Source organism: Nocardia bhagyanarayanae (assembly GCF_006716565.1).
GTDB lineage: Bacteria > Actinomycetota > Actinomycetes > Mycobacteriales > Mycobacteriaceae > Nocardia > Nocardia bhagyanarayanae.
Genome location: NZ_VFPG01000001.1, coordinates 5,311,258 through 5,330,173, shown reverse-complemented (window position 1 = coordinate 5,330,173; position 18,916 = coordinate 5,311,258). Strand labels below are relative to the sequence as shown.

The window sequence follows — 18,916 nt, the reverse complement described above, 5'->3', positions numbered from 1 at the left end:
GGTTATGGGGGAGTGGACCTCGCAGTCCTCTACGGAAACGACGACCATCGGGGTGCGTGTGCCCGCGCGCCTCGAGCAGCTGACGATGCTACGCGCGCTCGCCGAAACCGTGGCCCTCATCGCGGATTTCGCCATCGATGAAGTGACCGACATCCGCCTCGCGCTGGACGAGGTCGCCACCGCGCTGATCTTGGACGCGGTGCCCGGCTCGAACATCGACTGCGCTTTCACCTACGACGAGAACCGCATGTTCGTGCACGTCTCCTCGGTGGCCACGACCGAATCGGTAGTGGAACAAGCCGGTTTCGGATGGCACATCGTGCGGACCCTCACGGAATCGATCGCGGCGCAGCAGGAGCCCTACGACGGAGGGCTGTCGGGTTATCCGACGGTTGTCGACTTCACCTGGGTGCGAGGGGGCGCCGATGGCGGGTGAATCGAAATCGGCGGGCGACAGCTACGACAACATCGAGCCGCTCTTCGAGAAGATCGCCGCCCTCGGCCCCGACGACCCGCGCCGCGCAGCCCTCCGCGAGGAGCTGATCGGGCGGTGTCTTCCGCTGGCCGAGCACATCGCGCGCAAGTTCTCCGGACGCGGTGAGATCTTCGACGACCTGCTGCAGGTCGCGCGCCTCGGCTTGGTGCAGGCCGCCGACCGGTTCGACGTCAGCCGCGGCTCGTCGTTCCTGGCGTTCGCGGTGCCTACCATCATGGGCGAGGTCCGCAGGCACTTCCGCGACAACACCTGGGCCGTGCGGGTGCCACGGCGCACCAAGGAGATTCAGCTCAGCATCGGCGCGACGGTGGAGGCGCTCTCGCAGCGGCTCGGACGGATGCCGCGCGCCAGGGAGATCGCCGACGAACTCGACGTCGACCTCGTCGAGGTCACCCAGGCCCTGATCGCGGGCAATGCCTACCAATCGTCGTCCATCGACGCCGTTGCCGGCGACGACATCGACAGCGCGCCGCTTCCGCTGCTGGAAAGCCTCGGCGCCGACGAACCGTCCTACCACTTGGTGGAGGACTTCATGGCGGTCAAACCGCTCATCTCCGACCTGCCCGAGCGCGAGCGGCAGGTACTCATCATGCGTTTCTTCGAGGGCAAGACCCAGACCCAGATCGCCGACGTACTCGGCGTCTCCCAGATGCACGTTTCCCGGATCCTGGCCAAGACGCTGCGCTGGTTGCGCGAGGAAGCGCTGCGCGACTGAGTCGCCCAGCGCCTCCAGCTCATCGACACAGAACTCGGCGCCCTGTCCTCGAAACCAATTCACCCGGCGGCCGCGCGCCTCACACCGGATTCGGCGGTGGTGGCGCCGGGTCCGGTCCTGGCGTAGGACGACCAGGCGTCGGTTCCGGTCCCGGTGTGGGATGGCCCGGGCCCGGCACCGGCGGGGTACCGGGTTCGCGTGGATCCGGTTCCGGCGGGAACGGATGCGCCGGGCTCGGATCCGGTTCGGGCGGGAAGGGATGCGCCGGGCTCGGGTCAGGTTCCGGTGGCAGCGGCGAGGGTCCCGGATCGGGTTCGGGCGGGAACGGATGCGCCGGGCTCGGATCCGGTTCCGGCGGTAGCGGCGACGGACCAGGTTCGGGTGGGAACGGCGGCGGGAACGGGTGCGGCGCGGGGTCCGGATTCGGGATCGGCTCGGGCTCCGGCGGCGTCGGCACCGGGTCGGGCTGTGGACTCGGTGGAATGGGATCGGGCATCGGCTGTGGCGTGTGGTCGTCCATGCGACATCTCCTCGGTGGTGACCTGCTGCGCGCGAGAAATCGCGCGGCGGAGCGGGCCGGTCACCGAGCCGGATACCCACCCAGCACCGGACGAATCGGGTGCGGCGTACGCCTCACTCTCGTTTGCCGACGATCCGGTTCGGGTAAGGGTGGAAGAACCGGACAAAGAGATACGAGGGCGCAGAGGGAGTCGTCATGGACGATCAACGACGACCCGCCACCCGGACTCCGTACACCGGACCGGGGCATTCGAGGTCGCTGCAGCAGGCACAGGAGATCACGTCGCCGACGCAGCGGCCGGACCGAGCGGGCCGCACCCTGATCACGCGCAATCACGAGGTGATCAGGCGGTGGGCCGAGGAGCGCGGCGCTCGTCCCGCCACCATGCCGGGCAGCGAGTACAACGGCCGTCTCGGCGTGCTGCGCTTCGACTTCCCCGGCTACGGCGGGGCGGTGCTGCGCCAGGTCGGCTGGGACGAGTGGTTCGAGACCTTCGACGACCGGCGGCTGCGTTTCCTCTACCAGGAGCAGCGTGCCGACGGCTCGCCGAGCAATTTCAACCGGCTGGAGCGACCGCGCCGCGAGGAACGCTGACCCGTTTCGTCGGCTCGGCAGCGGCAACCCTCCGAGCATGACCGAACCGATAGGCGAGGAGCCGCTGGACGACACGACGTGGACCGATCAGATTCCGTCCACCACCGAACAGCTCGACGAGGACGAACTCGACGCCGACCCGCTCGAGCAGGCGATGGACCCGCCCGACGCGTGGTCCGCCGCCGAACGCTACGCCCAATCGCCCGCCGAGCAGCGCGCGGGCGAGTCGATCGGCGAGCGTCTCGACGCCGAGGAACCGGACGTCGTTCCGGACCAGCCGCCGCTCACCAGGGGGCCCGAGGAGTCCTGACCGGCGAACGGCCGAGAAGATCGGCGCGGCATCCCTGCCGCGCCGATCTTCTCGCGTCCGCGATCAGTCCGTCGCCGCCGGTGACGGCAGGAAGCGGGGGAGCACCACCGAGCCCGCGGTGGCCGCGGCGGCGGTCGTCGCCGCGATGGTCCAGCCGACCGGGCCCAGCGGCCTGCAGCCGAAGTAGCCGCAGACTCCCGGCGTCATGACCACGGCCCCGAGCACCGCGCCGCTGGCCGCGGTGGTCACCCACACCATCGGGCTGCGGTGTCCGGAGACCAGCGTCTGCCCGAGCTGGGTGCCGATCAGCGCGACCAGACCGATGGTGGCCGCCCGGCGATGCGACCCGGTGTAGCGGCCGATGGTCCACGCGGTCGCCGCGCCAGCGGCGGTGGTGATGCCGCGGACCGCGATCGTGTGCGCCAGCTCCGGCCCGAGTCGCGCGGGCGGGATCTCGGACAATTGCCTGGCGCGCTCTTCGGGATCGGTGGCGTCCTGCTCCGCACGGTCGGTGGAGAGCGCGAGCGCCAGCGCGGGGAACATGTCGGTGAGCATGTTCACCAGCAGGAACTGGCGGGTGCCCAGCGGTGCGTGCCCGCTGACGGCGGTGCCGTACAACGTGAACGCGACCTCGCCCGCGTTGCCGCCGACCAGCACGCCGACGGCGTCGTTGATCCGCTGCCACATGCCGCGTCCCTCCACGAGGGCGTGCAGCAGGGCGGTCGGGTCGGGATCGGTGAGCACCAGGTCGGCGGCGTTGCGTGCGGCGGCGGAACCGTGTGCGGCCAAACCGATTCCGACGTCGGCGCTGCGGATCGCGGCCGCGTCGTTGCTGCCGTCGCCGGTCATGCCGACGACATGCCCCGCGCGGCGCAGCGCGGCGACGATGCGCACCTTCTGCTCGGGAGCGACCCTGGCGAACACCGTGGTCTGCTCGATCAGCTTCGTCTGTTCGGTTTCGTCGAGGTGGTCCAGATCGGCGCCGGTGGTGACCGACTCCGCCTCGATGCCGAGCTGCCGCGCGACGGCCGCCGCGGTCACCGGATGGTCGCCGGTGATCATGCGGATGCCGATACCGTTCTCGCGCAACGCCTTCACGAGCGGAAGCGTCTGCGGGCGCGGCGTGTCGGCCAATCCGAGGAAGCCGAGCAGGGTGAGTTCACCGACCGCCTCCTCGACGTCCGCCGGCTTCTCGGCCAAGTCGCGGCGGGCCACCACCAGCACCCGCAGGCCCTGTTCGGCGAGATCGCGCACCACCGCTTGGGCGCGCTCGCGATGCTCGTCGGTGAGCGTCTGCTTGTCCTGATCGCCCGTGCGCACCTTCGTGCACCGGGGCAACACCACCTCGGGAGCGCCCTTGACCACGAGGCGCAGCCTGCGGGTTGTGTGCCCGAGCGCGGCGGCGTAGCCGCGATTGGACTCGAACGGGATCTCCTCGATCGGGTCCCACTGGTCGTCCTCGCCGAGCACGTCGGCCGCATCGAGCACCGCGCGATCGGTGGCGTGCAGCACCGGGCCGTCGTCCGGATCGGGGCAAGCTCGCGCCGCGGCGCGCAGCAGACGGCGGGCGTTGTAGACATCGGCGTCGTGCGGCCACTGCCGATCCAGGTCGGCGAGGGTGGTCAGCCGCAGTCGCCCTTCGGTGAGAGTCCCGGTCTTGTCGAAGCACAGCGTGTCGACGCGGCCGAGCGCCTCGACGGTGCGGCTGGCCCGCACCAGCACCCCGTACCGGGACAGCCTGCGGGCGGCGGCCAGCTGCGCGACGGTGGCGACCAGCGGCAGCCCTTCCGGCACCGCGGCGACGGCCACGCCGACGCCGTCGGCGATCGCGACGCGCAGTGATTGTCCGCGCAGTCCGCCCAGCGCCGTCACCGCGCTGCCGCCCGCCAGGGTGAGCGGCAGCACGCGCTCGGTCAGACGCCGCAACTGTGCTTGCACACCGCCCTTCTCGGGCGGCACCGCACCTGCGGTCGCACGCCCGGCCTGGGTATCCTCGCCGACGGCGACGACGACGGCGCAGGCCTCGCCGGTCACGACCGTGCTGCCCTCGAACACCATGCAGGCACGGTCACCGAGCTCGGCGCCCGGCGTGGCGGCCAGCTGCTTCTCCACGGTGACCGATTCGCCGGTCAATCCGGATTCGTCCATCTCCAGGTCGTCCACCCAGAGTAGACGGGCGTCGGCGGGCACCACATCGCCCGCCCGTAGCGCGACGACATCGCCGACGACCAGCCGGTGGGCGGGCACGATCCGCTCGTCGGCATCGGCGTCCGGCTCGGTGCCGCCGTCGCCCACCACGGCGCGATCCAGCAGCCGGGCGGTCACCTCTTCCTCGGCGATCAGCTGGTGCAGCGCGTTCTCCGCCTTCTGGCGTTGCCGCGCGGAGACCAGCGCGTTGACGGTCAGCACCGAGGAGAGCAGCAAGGCGTCGGAGGGGGAGCCGAGGATGGCGGTGGCGACCGCGCCGACACCGAGGATGGGCGTGAGCGGGTCGGCCAGCTCACGGCGAAGCTGCCCGGCGAACGAGACCAGCGACGTGAAGGGCGCGAGCAGCGCGGGCGCACGCGGCGCCTCGCTGACCCGCGCCTCCAGCGCCTGCGGCTCCGGCAGCCGGGAGAGCACCTCGTCGGGTTCGAGCGCGTTCCACGGCAGCAGCGGCGCCAGGGTGGTGCGCGGCTCGCCGCGCACGGCCCGCCAACCCGCGAACGCGCCGTTGACCAGGCCGACGAAGTGCGCGGTGACCATCGGCGAGCTGCGTCCGCGCCGCGCCGGACCGGTCGCCAGCAGCAGTCCGCCGAGTGCGCACGCCGACAGCGCCAGCGCGCGGCCGCGTTCGCTGGCCTGCCTGGCCGGGACCACCGCGGCGAGCACCCGCTGGGCCTGGCTCAGATCGCGGCACATCAGATCGGCGCTCCACGGCGGTCGCATCGACTCGCACGCGCCGCCGCACACGCCGATCGCCACGTCGGCCCAGGCCAGCGCCTTGTGCGCGCGCGGGCTCAACACCGCGACGACGTGACCGTCCTGCTGCGCGCCGTTCACCAGCTTGCTCATCGACACCCCCGCGGAGACGAACTCGTCGGCGAGAGACCGCAATTCCGCGACATCCTCGCCGCCGACCAGCGTCACCCGCAGGCCCGCGGTGCGCGCGGCGCCGAGCAGGGCGTGCGCACGACGGTCCAGTTCGCGCCCGATCAGGACCCGGCCCACCGGTCGGTCGCCGTCGCGCAGTTCGCGCCAGACGGGGCGCACCGTGAGGCCGCGATCCGGCGCCCCGCTCTTGGGCTGGACCAAGCGCAACCCGTGCAGATCATCCGGGCCGGCTTCCTCGTCCAAGCCGTCGGTCGACCGCAGCAGTCGCTGTGCGGCGCTCCACACATGGGCCGCGGCGCGGTCCTCGTCGGCTTGCACTTGCTCGTCGAGTTCGTCGTGCGCGGGCCGCGACCCGTTGGTCGACGCCCGCCGCGAGGCCGCGGACGAGCCGTCCGTCTCGGCGGCGCCATCCCGCCGCCGACGCCTGCGCGGGTCCCGCCAGCGGGGGTCGATGGGTTCGGCCGCGAGCACGAGGCGGCGCGAGGTGAGCAAGGATTCGCCGTCCACCACCAGCGCGGTGAGGCGATCCAACCGGCGCCACACGACCGGCTCCAGTGTCAGCACGCCCGCGCGCGACATGGTCGTCGAGACGGCGGCGGCGTATGCCTCCCGCGTCGCGCGGGCGGCCTTGGGTGCGCCGAGCTCGAGCGCCTCCGACGCCGTGCCCCCGCGCCCGGACGCGCCGAAGGCGGCCGCGCTGAGCAGCGCGCCCGCCGAGGCCTCGTCGGCGACCCGTTCCACCGGTCCGCGCGGCAGATCGACGGGCCTGGAGTGCTCGGGCAACGGATCGTCGACGGCCAGCGCCTCGTGCGTGGTGAGTTCGCACTCCCAGTCGCGCCACTGGGCGCGCCGCGCCATGACCTCGGTCAGCACCATGGTGCGCTGCATCGTGTCGACGAACAGGTTCGCCATGCCCGCGGCGGGCGCGTTGCCGATCGCGTTGCCGATCGCCGTCGCGGTGCTCAGCACCAGATCCGTTCTCGGACGGCCCAGTCGATCCTCCAGCACCCGCCGCAGTCGCGGCTGGGCGTCGGTGAACGCGGCGACCGAGCGCAGCACGCTCACCGGCGGCTTGATCGGCAGCAGCCAGCTCGTGGTCGCCACGGCCATCGCGGCCAGATCTCCGGCGACCTGAATTCCCGCCACCAGCAAGGGTTCTCGATCCGAAGGGAACTCGGTGCGGCGGTTCCACTCCCGGTCGGCGACATGGGCCTCGCGCTCGGTCCGCTCGACTTCGGCGAGGAGCGCCGGCAGATCCGCCGCGCCGTTGGCCAGCGCCGCGACCACCCGTCCGGTGACCGCGTTGACCTCCCACCAGCGCACCCCGCGCAGCCGGTCGAGCCGCCTGCCGAGCGCCCTGGTGATGGCCGGGTTGTCCACGTCGGTGAGGCCGCGCACCTCGACGGTCGCGCGGTCGTCGCTCACGGCGATCCGGCGATGAGTTCGTCCGGTATGCGGGTCGACCAGGTCGGCCAGGTCGTCACGCAGGTGACCCGCGGCGTCGGGGAGCAGCAGCTCCGCGCCCGCGACGGCCGCGCGCACACCGGTCTCGGCGACGCGGATCGGCACGGTGGCGGCTTTCATCCCGGTGTCGAGGGCGAGCCCCGCCCCGGATCGCGCGACGTCGACCGCCGTGCCCGCGACGGAGGAAACCAGGGGGTTGAACACGATTTTGCGCACCGATAAGCCCATACCGGTCAGCTACCCGGCAGTGCACCGAACAAACAGCGTGGAAGCGGTCCCGACGGCGCTGTTCGGCCAGTTCACGCCGCGGGAACGACGTGTCGGGGATCACTGCCGATTTGCCATTGCCGCGCTCGCGGGTAAGGGTGGGTACCCGAACGGAGCGGCACCCGCCAGCCACCCGATGTTTACCGAGCGGTCGGTACGGGTATTTGGGTGGTCGGCAAGCTGCTCCAAGCGGACTGTCGCGTCGTCTGGGCATGCGATTTCCGCATCACGCCGCGCTTCCGCCTGTCTGCAAGGGATGAGGTCTTGAGCGCGAACCTGATGATCGTTGACGACGACGACCAGATCCGCGGCGCGCTGCGGGTGGCCATGGAGGACGAAGGGTACGACGTCGCCGAGGCGAACGAGGCCGAGGACGCGCTGACGCATCTGCGCAGCAACGGCGCCCCGGATGTGATGATCGTGGAACTCATGCTCGGCGACATGGACGGCTTCGACTGCATCCGAGAGATCCGCCGCGACCACGACGTCCCGATCATCGTGATCAGCTCGCGCGACAACACGCACGACGTGGTAGCCGCGCTCGAGGCGGGCGCCGACGATTTCGTCACCAAGCCCTTCGAAATCAAGGAAATCTCCGCGCGCATGCGCGCACTGCGCCGCAGGGCGCGATTGGCCGCCGAGCGCGAGGTGCCGCGAGAAATGGTGCTCGACGCGTATCCGGGCGCGCCGCTCGTTCTCGACAAAGACGGCGGAGCGGTACGCCGCGGTGACGAGGAAATTCGTCTCACAATCACCGAGTTTCGACTCCTCTGCGAACTCGCCGAATCGCCGGGACGCGTGCTCAGTCGCGCCCTGCTCCTCGAACGAGTATGGGACGACGGGTTTTTCGGCGACGAGCGCATTGTAGACGTCCATATGCGCCGACTGCGAACGAAGATCGAGCGCGATCCATCGGATCCGCGCGTCGTGGTCACTGTGCGCGGGCTCGGATATCGCCTCGACGTGCAACGTTGATCACATTATGTTTTGCCTCGTGATCTGTTCGTAATACAACCGCAAAGAGATCGACCACTTCAGCTCAAAGTTGGTTCGTAAGCCTGGATAAGTACTGCAGACCCGACCTGGGAGTTGTATGTCACTGCCAACCTTGTCCACGGAAACGATCGATCGTGCCGACACCGCGTCGGCGTGGCGCAGATCCGACCGCATCGGTGTTCCGATCCTGCGCGCGCCACAGCTGGGCGACGCCGCCCAGATCTGGCGGATCGCCAAGGATTCGCACGTGCTCGACACCAATTCGAGCTACGCGTACCTGCTGTGGTGTCGGGACTTCCCCGGCACCACGGTGGTCGCCGAGGTGGACGGCAGGGTCGTCGGCTTCGTCATCGGCTACCTGCGACCGCAGGCCCCGGACACCGTATTCGTCTGGCAGGTGGCGGTTTCGCACAGCGAGCGCGGCCGGGGTACCGGCACCGCGCTGATCGAGCACCTGCTCGACACCGTCGCCCCGCACGGGGTCACGGCGCTGGAAACCACCATCTCGCCGGACAACCCCGCCTCGGTCGCGATGTTCGCGGCGGTGGCCCGCCGTCGCGGCGCGCGAATGACCAAGCGCCCCTTGTTCGATCCTGGCGTCTTCCCCGACAACCACGCCGCAGAAGACCTCTACCGCATCGCGCCGACCGCGCAGCGAAAGCCTGAGAAGGAGCTTCGATGATCACCGCCGAAACCACCGTCTTCGAGTCGCTCGAGTCGAATGTGCGTGGCTACTGCCGCGCTTGGCCCACCGTCTTCACCACCGCGAAGGGGGCCTGGCTGCGCGACGAGGACGGCAAGGACTACCTCGACTTCTTCGCGGGCGCCGGCGCACTGAACTACGGGCACAACAACCCGATCCTCAAGCAGCCGCTGCTGGACTACATCGCCAGTGACGGCATCACGCACGGCCTGGACATGTCCACCGCGGCCAAGCGCAAGCTGCTGGAAACGCTGCGCGATACCGTCTTCGCGCCGCGCGATCTGGATTACAAGGTCCAGTTCCCCGGCCCGACCGGCGCCAACGCCGTCGAGGCCGCGCTCAAGCTGGCCCGCAAGGTGACCGGCCGCGAAACCATCCTCAGCTTCACCAACGCCTTCCACGGCATGACCCTCGGCGCGCTGTCGGTGACCGGCAACGCCGCCAAGCGCGCGGGCGCGGGCGTGCCGCTGGTACACGCGGCGCACATGCCCTACGACGGCTACTTCGACAACACCACCGCCGACTTCCAGTGGATGGAGCGGGTGCTCGACGACACCTCCTCGGGCTTCGATCGTCCGGCCGCGGTCATCGTGGAGACCGTGCAGGGCGAGGGCGGCGTGAATGTCGCTCGCGCCGAGTGGCTTCGGCACCTGGCGAAGCTCTGCGAGGAGCGCGAGATCCTGCTGATCGTCGACGACGTGCAGATGGGCTGCGGCCGCACCGGCCCGTTCTTCTCCTTCGAGGTCGCGGGCATCACCCCCGACATCGTGACGCTGTCGAAGTCCATCGGCGGCTACGGATTGCCCATGGCGCTGGTGCTTTTCAAGTCCGAGCTGGATCAGTGGGCGCCCGGCGAGCACAACGGCACCTTCCGCGGCAACAACCCCGCCTTCGTCACCGCGCAGACCGCGCTGCAGCACTACTGGTCCGACGACACGCTCGAGCGCGCCACCTACGCCAAGGGTGAGCGCATCGCGACGGCGCTCGGCGAGGCGGCCGCGCACTTCCCCGGTCTGTCCACCCGCGGCCGCGGCCTGGTGCACGGCATCGCCTTCGACGACCCGTCGCAGGCGAGCAAGGTCTGCCAGGTGGCCTTCGAGCGCGGCCTGCTCGTGGAGACCTCCGGTTCCACCGACGAGGTGGTGAAGCTGTTGCCGCCGTTGACCATCAGCGACGAGGAGCTCGACCACGGCCTGCAGCTGCTCACCGGCGCCATCGACACGGTGTGCACCGGCTGGGGCCGCCTGCACCACCGCGGCGCCGCCGAGGGAGGTGAGCTCCAGTGATCGTGCGCAGCACCGCGGAGATCACCGGCACCGAACGCGACGTCGCGGGCGAGGGCTGGCGCAGCAAGCGGATCGTGCTCGGCGGCGACGGCGTCGGCTTCTCCTTCCACGAGACGACCATCGAGGCCGGGACCGTACACGAGTTCCACTACCGCCACCACGTGGAGGCGGTGTGGTTGATCGAGGGCGAGGGCACGCTCACGGACCTGGACAACGACGTCACCTACGAGCTCGGCCCCGGATCCATGTACCTGCTCGACGGCAACGAACGCCACCGTCTCGAGGTGCGCAGCACCATGCGGATGATGTGCGTGTTCAACCCGCCGGTCACCGGGCAGGAGGTTCACGACAGCAACGGCGTCTACCCGCTGATCGCGGCGCCGGTCGGCTGAAAGGAGCGGCGAGAAGTGTTGCCACAGACCATCGAGCGCGACGAGGTCGAGCGCATCGATCGGTACCCCACCCGAACCGGAGCGCGCGCACGGCACATCGAGCGACCCGACCCCACGGTGTGGGGGACGATCGAGACCGAGGAGCTGGCCACCTTCGATCGCGACGGATTCGCGGTCGTCGAGGACCTGCTCAGCGCCGACGAGGTGGCCCTGTTCGGCGCCGAGATCGGCAGACTCGCCGCCGATCCGGCGCTGGCCGACGACGACCGGCTCATCGTGGAGAAGGCGTCGCGACGGGTTCGGTCCATCTTCGAGGTGCACAAGCTCAGCGACGCGGTCGCCGAGTTGGTGCGCGAATCGCGGGTGGCCGGGCTGGCCAGGCAGGTGCTCGGGTCGGACGTCTATCTGCATCAGACCCGGATCAACTACATGCCCGGTTTTCGCGGCACGGGGTTCTACTGGCACTCGGATTTCGAGACCTGGCACGCCGAGGACGGCATGCCGAGCCCGCGCGCGGTGAGCCTGTCGATCGCGTTGACCGACAACCACCCGGTCAACGGGAGCCTGATGGTGATGCCCGGCTCGCACCGCACCTTCGTGCCGTGCCAGGGCAGCACGCCCGCCGAGCACTACCGGGAATCATTGCAAGAGCAGGAGATCGGCGTCCCGACCACCGACGACATCGCGACGCTCGCGAGCAAACACGGCATCGTGCAGTTCACCGGTCGGGCAGGGTCGGCGTTGCTGTTCGACTCGAACATCATGCACGGCTCGTCGAACAACATCACCCCGTTCCCGCGCTCGAACATCTTCCTGGTGTTCAACAGCGTGGAGAACACCCTCGAGGAGCCGTTCGCCGCGCCGGGACGGCGACCCACGTACATCGGCAGCCGGGATTTCACGCCCGTGTAGCCGGTGTTCCGGCGCCGCGGTGTGTGATGTCGGGTCGGCGCCGCGGCGAGATTTCGCACAGCGACGTGCGGGATTTCGATACCGTGCCGTGCGCGTCCCTCGTGGATGCGCGCGGCACGGTGTTTTTGTTGTGGGACGGGCGTCAGCCGTAAATGTTCATCGTGACGGTGAGCGTGGCGAGGCGGGTGTCCAGGCGTAGTTCGCGCACTCGTCGTTCTAGCGTCTCGCGGTCGGTCGCGGGCAGTTTCGCCCATGCCTCGCCCAGGCGGGTCTGTGTCTCACCGTCGATCTCGGCCAGTATCCGCAGCAGCGCGGGCCACAGCCTGGCCTCGGTGACGAGCGCGGGCAACTCGACGAGCACCGCGTCGGCCGACTCGAACAGCTGCCTGCCCCATCGACGCGCCGTCTCGGGGTCGGCGCGCTCCAGCAGATTCACCAGACCGCGCAGCGTCGCGGGCTCCGGCCGTCCGGCTACTCCCGCCACCAGCGCCGACATGACGGCGTGGTCGGCGGTCACCGGATTGGCGGCCAACGTGTCCAGCGCCGAAGGGCCGAGATGCCCGACGAGCGTGAGCAATTCGCGGATCGCGCCCGCCTCGGCCGCGACACGGACGAGGTCGCCGTTCTGCTCGACGGTCCCGACATCGATGAGGATGCCGCCCAGCGCGGCGATCACGTCCTCGTCGCAGCGCGCGAAGACCGAGAGAGCGGTCAGCCGCAGCTCCGCGGAACCGGACAGGAGGGTGGCGGCGAGGCGCGGGATCCGTTGCGCGGGGCCGTGCAGCATCTGCCGGATGACGGCGCTGATGCTCGCGCTCGAGTACGCGTAGGCCGCCGAGCGGATCATGCCCTCGTCGTCGTGCACGCCCGCCTCGACGGCACGGATGAGCGCGGGGGTGGCGTAGGCGAGAAACGGACCCGCCGTGACGTAGTCGCCGCGGCGCAGCAGCTCGTTGGTGATCGCGACGACTGGGCCCGGCGGTGCGACGTCGGCCAGCTCGCCGACCATGCGCGGATCCAGGTACGGCGCGCAGTCGGCGGCGTAGGAGACGTCCAGCATGCCGAGCGCCTCGGCGGCCTTCTTCGGATGCTCGACGCCGACGGCGCCCGCGGCGCGCCCCGCCATCATCGGTGGCACCATGCGCTGCACCAATGGCAGCGAAATGCTCAGCGGGATCACCGGAACCAGCATGCCGACGCGCCGGAAGGTGGCCGTGTGCTCGTCGAAGATCCGGCGCGCGATGCGCTGTTGCAGTTCGTGCAGGCGTGCGGCGCCGAGCTTCTCGAGGTGCGCGAGGCGTTCGGCGGGGACGTGCAGCGTGCGGGCGAGCAGGACGAGCTGAGCCCGGGTGACCAGGTCGCTCATCAGCCGAGCCGGTTTCCGAACATGATCTTCTTCGCCGCCGTGCGCAGTGGCCACGGCAGCGCGCCGATCACCGCGTCCACGGAGTCGGCGAGGGTCGCGGTCTCGGTGCGCAGCGCGGCGTCGACCGTCGCGGCCAGTTCATCGATCTCCTGCTCGCTGAGCAGATCGAGGGCCGCGATCGGTCCGCCCAATTCGCGCTCCAGGTGGGCTCTGGCGGTCATCGTTCTCCCGTCGTGCGGCCCTCTCGACCGCGGCGGGCCACGAAGGCTTTTCTCGATCACATTGTGCAGGTCCGCACGGAATGCGGGACGGATTCCCATAATTGGACGTTTGACCGAAAAGCCACCGGCGCGTCCGGCGGATTCCACCGGGCCTTGACCTAACTGTTACCTGTCGGTACAAATACGTGACCACGCCGACCCGTCGCACACGGGTGGGCCGGAGAGAAATGCACACAGTTGGTTACCGATGTCATCACCGTAGATGCCGAGTACGCAGTCGACCGCACGGCGATGTGGGATCTGCTCACCGAGACGCAGACCTACGCGCGAATGTTTCAGGGGGTCGGCTCCTGTGAACGCGCCGAAACATCAGAAACGCAAACCGTTCTGATAGTTCGCGCCGGCGGGCCCGACACCGAGATCACCGTACCGCCCATTCATCTGGTTGTCGCGCGGGAACGCGAAATTCTCGAATTCCAATGTCCGGGCGCGGGCGGATTCGCCTCGGTTCGCTTGCGCGGCAACGACGAAAGCACCCGGGTGACCGTGACCTACGTCGGGCTCGGGCGGGTGCATCCGAGCATCGCCGCGTTCGACAAATCGGCGGTGATCGCTTGGACCAGCGCGGGATTGGACCGGATCGCCGACGCGGTGCGCGGTGCGCCGACCTCGGTGCTCGTCAATGGCGAGGATTCCGTCGCGCGCTTGCAGATCGGCGTCGCTCGCCAGCTCGTCACCACCGGCGTCGTGCGCAGCTACCGCCCCGACCGCGGGCTGAAACAGCTGGGCGGACTGGCCAAATGGGGCTTCACCCTGGCGGGCGGCTACGCGGCCGCCGCGGCGTACACCCCGCAGCGGCCCGCGCTCATCGACGCCCGTACCACCTACAGCTTCGCCGAAGTGCACAGCCGCACGCATCGGCTGGCCGGTGCGCTGGTCGCGCTCGGCATGGGGGAGGGCAGCGCGATCGGGGTGCTCTCGCGCAACAGCGCCGCGATGGTGGAATGCATGGTCGCCGCGGGCAAGGTCGGCGTCGACGCCGTGCTGCTGAACACCGGGCTTTCCGCGCGCCAGATCCGCGACGTGATCGAGAAGCAGGATCTCGCGGCGGTATTCCGCGACGACGAGTTCGATCCGCTGCTGCGCTCGGTGTCGCCGGAGCTGCCCCGCTACTCCACCTCCGACCCGTACCAGGGCGGTCCCGCCACGGTCGACGATCTGGTCGCCTGGGACACTCCGCCTTTCACCAGACCGGCCCAACCCGGCCGCCTGATCGTGTTGACTTCCGGCACCAGCGGCAGGCCGAAAAGCGCACGACGCCCGCAGCCCAAGGGTTTCGGCACCGTCGCCGCCCTGCTCTCGCGCATCCCGTTCCGGATGGACGAGACGATGCTGCTGCCCGCGCCGCTGTTTCACACCTGGGGTCTGGCCGCCTTGCAGATCAGCACGCCGATCCGGGCGAGCGTGCTGCTCACCGAGCGTTTCGACGCCGAGGAATGCCTGCGCCTGATCGAGCAGTACCGCGTCAGCGCGATGGTCGTGGTGCCGGTGATGGTGAACCGGATCCTGGACCTGCCCGCGCACGTGCGGGCCCGCTACGACACGTCCAGCCTGCGGATCGTCGCCAGTTGCGGCGCGCCACTGGACGGCTCGGCAGTGCTGCGGTTCATGGACGCCTTCGGCGACGTCCTCTACAACGTCTACGGCTCCACCGAGGTGTCCTGGGCGACCATCGCCGACCCCGCCGATCTGCGCGCCGCGCCGACCACCGCGGGCCGCCCGCCGCTCGGCACCAAAGTCGCGGTGCTCGACGCGGACCTGCGCCCGGTCCCGCGCGGGGTGACCGGCCGCATCTTCGTCAACAACCACATGCTCTTCGACGGCTACACCGATGCGGCGCCGCCCACCGAAGCGGGCGGCATGCTCGACACCGGCGATCTCGGCTACATCGACGCCGACGGCCGGGTGTTCGTCGCGGGCCGCGACGACGAGATGATCATCTCCGGCGGCGAGAACGTCTTCCCGCGCCCGGTCGAGGAGGCGCTGCTGCGCCTGCCGCAGGTCAGCGAAGTCGCCGTGGTCGGCGTGCCGGACCGCGAATTCGGGCAGCGGCTGGCGGCGTTCGTGGTGACCCGGGACGGTTCCCGGATGGATCGCGAGATGGTGCGCGACTACATCCGGCACCGGCTCAGCCGCTTCTCGGTGCCGCGCGACGTGACGTTCCTCGAGGCGCTACCGCGCAACGCGACGGGCAAGATCCTCAAGCGCGCGCTCGTCCGGCCCGGCTGATCACCGCGCGACGATGCGCTCCAACGCGGCCAGGTCCTTCTCCAGCATGCGGAACAACCAGTACACGCCGACGAAGGCCGCGGCGCTGCCCACGCACAGCACCCGCAGCGCCACGATGACCGCCGGAATGTCCTCGGCGGGAATGAAGGTCGCGCCCGCGACGCCGAGCAGCGGCACCGCGGCGGCGATGGCGAGGAAGTAGGTGCTGCGCTGGTCCAACAGCTCGAGCTGTGCGGCGTCGGCGGCGCCGAGTCCGCCGTGCGGCAGGAATCGCGGGTACATGCTGCGCACCGCGTAGAAGCTGACCAGGAAGTACGGGTAGGCCATCGCGATGGCGCCGCACACGATCTGGGTGATGAAGAAGTGCAGGTAGGCGTCTGAGCTGAGTTCGCTACCCGAAGCTTGCACCGTGGCGGGTAGCACGATTCCGGACAGAACCCACAGTGCGAAGCAGGTCAGCACGTTGCGTTGGGCGAGCCGCAAGGTGTCCGAGCGCGCTTTGGCGAGCCGGGCCGAATCGTACTCGCGGCCCTTGTGCAGCCCGTAGAGGAGGGACAACGGTCCGGCTATCAGCACATTGGTGACGACGAAGCCGATCAGAAAAGCCAGACCATAGGCATTCAGCGCGATCTGGTCGAACTGACGCTGGGCCTGCTCGCCCATCTTGTCGATGATCAGCGACCGATTGTGCTGGTAGCTGTAGAGGATCGCGAGCAAATTCGGAACGCCGATGGCGACGAGCATGACCGGAAGCATCAGCCGCCCGGGATGCCGCCGCCAGCTGTGCACGGGTGGGTCGACCAGATCGCGAGCACGTGCGTCCAGGCAGACGTCGAGTTGCTGCGCCATGTCCGCGCCCGTTGCCCAGCGCCGGTCGGGATCGGGTTCGAGGGCGCGCACCAGCGCGCGGCGCAGCGCCGCGGGGCAATCCGGCGGCAGGTCCTCGTAGGGCAGCGCGTCCGGGCCCGCCCTACGGCGATCCAGCATGCCGTCCAAGGTGGTCCGGTCGCCGCCGGTCACCGCGTCGTCGTGGAACGGTTTGCGTCCGGTCAGCAGCTCCCACAGCACCACGGCGAGCGAGTACAGATCGCTGCGGGTGTCGAGATCGGCGGCCGTGGTCGGCTTGTCGGGATGCACCGCCGCGAGCTGCTCCGGTGACATGTACGCCAGCGAACCGCCGAAATACGCCACCGGGCTCGCGCCGGACACGTTGCCGCTGAAGCTGATGTTGAAGTCGGCGAGTTTCGGAATGCCCTCCGCGGTCAACAGGACGTTGGCGGGTTTGATGTCGCGGTGCAGCACGCCGCGGCGTCCCGCGTAGTCGAGCGCTTCGGCCAGCCGGCGGCCGAGCCAGGCGATGGTCTCCGGCCACGACAGGGTGGCCAGTTCGGCGCGCACCGACGACTCGACCGGCGTGATCTCGCCCTTGCCCGCCAGCACCGCGTCGATGACCTCGAGCAGCAGCGCGCCGCTGCGCTCGTCGTGCGGCGTCGCGCGCACCCGCTCCAGCACCGAGAACAGCGTGCCGCCCGGCACGTACTGCATGTACAGCAGGCGCAGGTGGCGGGAGGGCAGCACCCGCTGATCGAAGACGCGCACGATGTACTCGTGGTCGAGCTGGGCCAGCGTCTGCGGCTCGGCGCCCTTGTCGTGCGAGATCTTCAGCGCGACCAACCGTTGCATGGACCGCTGCCTGGCCAGGAACACCCGGGCGAAGGCGCCGCGGCCGAGGCTGGTCATCAGGTCGAAGTCGTCGATGCGCTGGCCGACGTCGACGTCGTCGAGGCGGACCGGTTCGGTGGCCGCCGTCAGCATGGTGCTGTGGTACTCGTCGGTCGCCAGCATCTCCGAAAGTTCTTGGGCCTGCGCGGGATACGCGGCGGTGTACTCGCCGACCTGCACCGAGCTGCCCGCCTGCCTGCGCACGTGGAACTCCTCGTAGATGAGATCCGGCGGCAACGGCCAGGTGCGCAGCTCCGGCAGTTCCTCGACGTATTCGGCGAGCCGCTTGGGTTCGGTGTTGCGCGACCACCGATTCACCAGGTCGACTTTGATCAGCTCGATCAACGACACCCGGCGGATCGCGGGGGAGTCGGGCAGGAAGGTGGGCAGGTCCGGCGGTGTCGGCGCGTCCCGCCAAGCCTCTTCGAACCGCGCGACCACCTCCGCGACACCGGTACCGCGCCCGGCCGCGACGGGCGACGAGCCCGTTGCGACCGTCGCCCCCGGTACCGGTGTAGCGGGGTGCGCCATGTGCGCATACTAACGCCGGGGCGGACCGCTGATCCGCGCATTGGGTGGCAACGGCCGCACCGCTGTCAGGACAGCGACTTGTAGAGCGCGATCCAGCGATCCGGGTCCACGGTCGCCACCACTTCGTCGGCGGGCACGTCGGCGCTTCGGCATGCCGCACGCACCCGCCGCGCCGGAAACTCCCTCGCAAGGGAAGCGGCAAGAGACCCGCCGACGCCGGTGAAGCCCAGTTCCACAAGGCGTCGATAGCCGGACAGGGCATCCTTCGGAAGCAGTGGCCGGGATCGAGTGCGCAGACGCAGCACCGCCGAGTCGACTCGCGGGACGGGCCGGAAGCGGGTGCGGTCGACGCGCGGACCCATCGTGAACTCGGTGGTCGGCCAATGCGTGACGGCCAGCTTGCTCCAGCGGCCGTAGTCGCCGGAGTGCTTGCGCGCGAACTCGAGTTGGGTCAGCAGAGTCGCCGAGGTCAGGTGCCGCGCGGCGAGGCACCAGCGGACGATGTCGGTGGTGCTGCCGTACGGGATGTTGGCGACGACCGCGAACGGCTCGCGCGGCGCGGTCACCGACCGGAAGTCCGCCTGAAAGCAGCGAACCGTCGGGTCGCCCGCGTAGCGCTTGCGCAGCAGCGCCGCGTAGCGCGGGTCGATCTCGTAAGCCAGCACGCGACCGGCCGTGGCGGCCAGCTGACGCGTCAGCATGCCCGCACCGGAGCCGATCTCGAGTACGAGATCTGCGGGACCGACACCGGACGCGTGCACCAGCAGGCGCGCGGCGCCAGCGTCGGCGAGGAAGTTCTGGCTCAGCCGCTTGCGCGGGCCGACGCCGGAATGGCCGCGCGCGTCACGGGCGCGCGGCAGGGAACGATTGCGGGACATGGGTGTCCTCCGAACGGAGTGGCCGAATCAGGAAAAGGTGATTCGCCCGGACCCATGCCAGGGCACAGTCGACGGACCGCGGACGCGGTCGTCGGGCGGCGCTTCAGCTCGAAAGAGGTGGATCAGCTCGGCGCCGGAGACGCCGGATCGAAGTGATGCCG

At 69.8% G+C, this 18,916-nt stretch carries 15 protein-coding genes; 10 read left to right on the top strand and 5 right to left on the bottom strand.

All coding sequences use genetic code 11. The features are described 5' to 3' along the window. Positions 1–4: 4 nt before the first annotated feature. The 4 genes from FB390_RS23245 (at position 5) to FB390_RS23230 (ending at position 2,635) form a co-directional block, all read left to right on the top strand. Entirely contained in the window at positions 5–436 is a 432-nt protein-coding gene (locus tag FB390_RS23245) for an ATP-binding protein (RefSeq protein ID WP_141810851.1), read from the top strand. Next, positions 426–1,211: an RNA polymerase sigma factor SigF gene (locus FB390_RS23240; RefSeq protein WP_141810850.1), complete on the top strand. Its 786-nt coding sequence runs from the start codon at positions 426–428 to the stop codon at positions 1,209–1,211. The genes FB390_RS23245 and FB390_RS23240 overlap by 11 nt, the downstream gene beginning before the upstream one ends. Positions 1,212–1,926: 715 nt before the next feature. Continuing rightward, the gene (locus FB390_RS23235; RefSeq protein WP_246124170.1) at positions 1,927–2,325 is read left to right on the top strand and encodes a hypothetical protein; all 399 of its coding nucleotides are present in this window, start codon (positions 1,927–1,929) and stop codon (positions 2,323–2,325) included. 37 nt (positions 2,326–2,362) lie between these two features. Beyond that, positions 2,363–2,635: a hypothetical protein gene (locus FB390_RS23230; RefSeq protein WP_141810849.1), complete on the top strand. Its 273-nt coding sequence runs from the start codon at positions 2,363–2,365 to the stop codon at positions 2,633–2,635. 63 nt (positions 2,636–2,698) lie between these two features. Here the strand turns inward: FB390_RS23230 and FB390_RS23225 are convergent, their stop codons facing one another. After that, entirely contained in the window at positions 2,699–7,408 is a 4,710-nt protein-coding gene (locus tag FB390_RS23225; protein ID WP_221639350.1) for a cation-translocating P-type ATPase, read from the bottom strand. Positions 7,409–7,723: 315 nt separating this feature from the next. Here FB390_RS23225 and FB390_RS23220 point away from each other — a divergent pair, with 315 nt between their 5' ends. The 5 genes from FB390_RS23220 (at position 7,724) to thpD (ending at position 11,748) form a co-directional block, all read left to right on the top strand. Beyond that, on the top strand, positions 7,724–8,434 hold the full coding sequence (locus FB390_RS23220; protein WP_141811972.1) for a response regulator transcription factor: 711 nt from the start codon (positions 7,724–7,726) through the stop codon (positions 8,432–8,434). Between the two features lie 118 nt (positions 8,435–8,552). Continuing rightward, positions 8,553–9,137, top strand: a complete 585-nt coding sequence (gene ectA / locus FB390_RS23215; protein ID WP_141810847.1) for a diaminobutyrate acetyltransferase — start codon at positions 8,553–8,555, stop codon at positions 9,135–9,137. Continuing rightward, positions 9,134–10,444, top strand: coding sequence for a diaminobutyrate--2-oxoglutarate transaminase (ectB, locus tag FB390_RS23210; RefSeq protein ID WP_141810846.1), 1,311 nt, complete (start codon positions 9,134–9,136; stop codon positions 10,442–10,444). Before ectA ends, ectB begins: the two co-directional genes overlap by 4 nt. Next, entirely contained in the window at positions 10,441–10,836 is a 396-nt protein-coding gene (locus FB390_RS23205) for an ectoine synthase (RefSeq protein WP_141810845.1), read from the top strand. Before ectB ends, FB390_RS23205 begins: the two co-directional genes overlap by 4 nt. A gap of 18 nt (positions 10,837–10,854) precedes the next feature. Continuing rightward, entirely contained in the window at positions 10,855–11,748 is an 894-nt protein-coding gene (gene thpD, locus FB390_RS23200) for an ectoine hydroxylase (RefSeq protein WP_425465916.1), read from the top strand. A 142-nt stretch (positions 11,749–11,890) separates the two neighbouring features. On the opposite strand, the gene FB390_RS23195 is transcribed toward thpD, so the two are convergent. Both FB390_RS23195 and FB390_RS23190 read right to left on the bottom strand, forming a co-directional pair. Continuing rightward, on the bottom strand, positions 11,891–13,114 hold the full coding sequence (locus FB390_RS23195) for a hypothetical protein (protein ID WP_141810844.1): 1,224 nt from the start codon (positions 13,112–13,114) through the stop codon (positions 11,891–11,893). Continuing rightward, the gene (locus FB390_RS23190; RefSeq protein WP_141810843.1) at positions 13,114–13,335 is read right to left on the bottom strand and encodes a hypothetical protein; all 222 of its coding nucleotides are present in this window, start codon (positions 13,333–13,335) and stop codon (positions 13,114–13,116) included. The genes FB390_RS23195 and FB390_RS23190 overlap by 1 nt, the downstream gene beginning before the upstream one ends. A gap of 237 nt (positions 13,336–13,572) precedes the next feature. Here FB390_RS23190 and FB390_RS23185 point away from each other — a divergent pair, with 237 nt between their 5' ends. Then, complete coding sequence (locus tag FB390_RS23185) at positions 13,573–15,624, top strand: AMP-binding protein (protein WP_425465874.1); 2,052 nt, start codon at positions 13,573–13,575, stop codon at positions 15,622–15,624. Here FB390_RS23185 and FB390_RS23180 read toward each other — a convergent pair whose 3' ends face one another. Next, the gene (locus FB390_RS23180; RefSeq protein WP_141810842.1) at positions 15,625–17,877 is read right to left on the bottom strand and encodes a serine/threonine-protein kinase; all 2,253 of its coding nucleotides are present in this window, start codon (positions 17,875–17,877) and stop codon (positions 15,625–15,627) included. A gap of 65 nt (positions 17,878–17,942) precedes the next feature. Further along, a complete protein-coding gene (erm, locus tag FB390_RS23175) occupies positions 17,943–18,755 on the bottom strand; it encodes an ErmE/ErmH/ErmO/ErmR family 23S rRNA (adenine(2058)-N(6))-methyltransferase (RefSeq protein WP_141810841.1) in 813 nt (270 codons plus the stop codon). Between the last annotated feature and the right edge of the window lie 161 nt (positions 18,756–18,916).

What these genes read in the sequence shown, in the direction of transcription:
- FB390_RS23180 (WP_141810842.1), bottom strand. Translation starts at nt 17,877, where the DNA reads ATGGCGCACCCCGCTACACCGGTACCGGGGGCGACGGTCGCAACGGGC.
- FB390_RS23245 (WP_141810851.1), top strand. Translation starts at nt 5, where the DNA reads ATGGGGGAGTGGACCTCGCAGTCCTCTACGGAAACGACGACCATCGGG.
- FB390_RS23230 (WP_141810849.1), top strand. Translation starts at nt 2,363, where the DNA reads ATGACCGAACCGATAGGCGAGGAGCCGCTGGACGACACGACGTGGACC.
- FB390_RS23240 (WP_141810850.1), top strand. Translation starts at nt 426, where the DNA reads ATGGCGGGTGAATCGAAATCGGCGGGCGACAGCTACGACAACATCGAG.
- FB390_RS23195 (WP_141810844.1), bottom strand. Translation starts at nt 13,114, where the DNA reads ATGAGCGACCTGGTCACCCGGGCTCAGCTCGTCCTGCTCGCCCGCACG.
- erm (WP_141810841.1), bottom strand. Translation starts at nt 18,755, where the DNA reads ATGTCCCGCAATCGTTCCCTGCCGCGCGCCCGTGACGCGCGCGGCCAT.
- FB390_RS23235 (WP_246124170.1), top strand. Translation starts at nt 1,927, where the DNA reads ATGGACGATCAACGACGACCCGCCACCCGGACTCCGTACACCGGACCG.
- ectB (WP_141810846.1), top strand. Translation starts at nt 9,134, where the DNA reads ATGATCACCGCCGAAACCACCGTCTTCGAGTCGCTCGAGTCGAATGTG.
- FB390_RS23190 (WP_141810843.1), bottom strand. Translation starts at nt 13,335, where the DNA reads ATGACCGCCAGAGCCCACCTGGAGCGCGAATTGGGCGGACCGATCGCG.
- ectA (WP_141810847.1), top strand. Translation starts at nt 8,553, where the DNA reads ATGTCACTGCCAACCTTGTCCACGGAAACGATCGATCGTGCCGACACC.